We start from the raw sequence: 1,805 nt of genomic DNA on the forward strand, positions 1-1,805 counted from the left end.
ATAGATATCGGTTGTGAAGCTTTTCGCCACCGGCCTTCTGTTTCCATACCACTACCTTTAACTGGATTGCGGCGGGAATTATTTGGGGGAGCCGGCTTTGGCATTCTAAGACAAAGTTATCATATGCTTTAGATTCTTCATTCAGATTGCGGTTATCCCCTCGTTCCCATGTTTGAAAAAAGCGGTCGATGGACGTATGCAGTTCAACTTGAATATTCTCTATACCGCAGACATTCTTGCGACATGTCGCAAGAATAGCCTCGAAAGTATCACGAAATTTTTTCTTAACAGGATCGAAATATGGATCTACCAGAATGGCCTGGCGGCACAAACGCATCAATGGCAAAACTGCATCGGCAATCTCCACCGCATTTCGGGGGGTCGGAAAAATGTCCGGCACCTGCCATTTTTCATGCCCGTATTCGATAAGCTCTTTTACATGGATTACAAAAGGCTGGTTTCTTGGATTGTCTGATGCAATAATGGCATGAAACGGCCGTTCGGCGTGTTCAGCCTCGGCTCGTTCCAACCAGACGGTTATTTCCGGAAAAGTGCTGGATCTCTTTACCGCGTTTCGCCAGAGAATTTGAATCAACTCGGTCATTCTCATTCTGGCATTCTGGTTGTCTGTGGCCGAGCCTGCTTCAAATATTTTCCAGACCAATTTTTTCCAGTTTTTAGGATAAGCGGAGACGATTCTTCTTGAGCGAAGACCAAACTTTTCATCGAAAAAAAGATATTCTTTTCTGTCATGCCACCTTGCTACCAGATCCGGCTCCAGGGCAAATTCATAAATCATAATCAGAAAAGCTCCTCTGCCCGCTCGCCGAAAAATCCTTTAGGCCAGCGATCGATAAATTCGCCATCCTGGTCAACTCGGATCCGGGTGAGAGAAACCCCCTTTTCCCCCTGCTCAACATAGTAAACACCCAGTTGATCTGGTTTAAGAGGATATTTTCCCGGCGGCAGCTCATCTTCACTGGTTTCACGAATCCGGCGAAGTAGTCTCAGGATGAGATGCTCGCTGTGAGTTTCCAGCAAATAAGAAACGCCGCTTTCTTGTATTTGCGAAATAAAAAGATCCCCTAAAGCGACCTGAAGGGCGGGATGTATATGCAGCTCCGGCTGTTCAACAGCCAGTATTCCTTCTCTAATATAAAGCGCCGCAACGATTAGCGGTAAAACTTGAGAAATTCCAACGCCGATATCTTGCGGCGTTAGCTCTATACCGGTTAATTCTTCGCGTATGGCAACTCGGCTTTTTATCGGAATTTCACCCATCCTGGTCTGAATCATTTCCAGGTCTTCCAGACCTATCCCCTGGGACATTAATAATGATACCGGATCCTCAACATCGATTTCACGAAAATGTTTGACTTCAATGCTGTAGCCGGTATTCAGTCGGTCTTTGTGTGTTAACCACTGATTAAGTTTTTCAATGAAGGTATTTTCGGCTTTGTACAAAATATCCCAACCCTTCAGGCCGGAAGACCAACGCGACATGTCCGGCGATTTTTCCGGCATATAATTTCTTTTCGGTATTTCCCTTATAGGTCCGATATAGCAGAGTTTTTTCAATGCATCGCGAATAAGCTCACCCGGTCCGACAATCAAAGAACTCAAACACATCAGGAGGTTTCCCTGATCGATTCGGTCCGTCCCATCTGCCCAGACTTGCCTGTGAAATTCCAGTGCCTTACCCCATGTGGGCATAGCGGTTCCCTGGCTGATAATACCAATTGGCCGTGTTAGCCCTGCCACGCCTCCTTCCATCTTTAAATTTTCCATCAATGTCGGCAAGATTG

General features: G+C 46.0%; 2 protein-coding genes. Both read right to left on the reverse strand.

The window, feature by feature from the left end; translation table 11 throughout:
* The coding region (locus P1P89_23245) for a hypothetical protein (GenBank protein MDF1594441.1) at positions 1-799 on the reverse strand (799 nt) is incomplete at its 3' end.
* Between the two features lie 2 nt (positions 800-801).
* Positions 802-1,805: DUF3696 domain-containing protein (locus tag P1P89_23250; protein ID MDF1594442.1), on the reverse strand; the 1,004-nt coding region annotated here is incomplete at its 5' end.

Source organism: Desulfobacterales bacterium (assembly GCA_029211065.1).
Lineage (GTDB): Bacteria > Desulfobacterota > Desulfobacteria > Desulfobacterales > JARGFK01 > JARGFK01.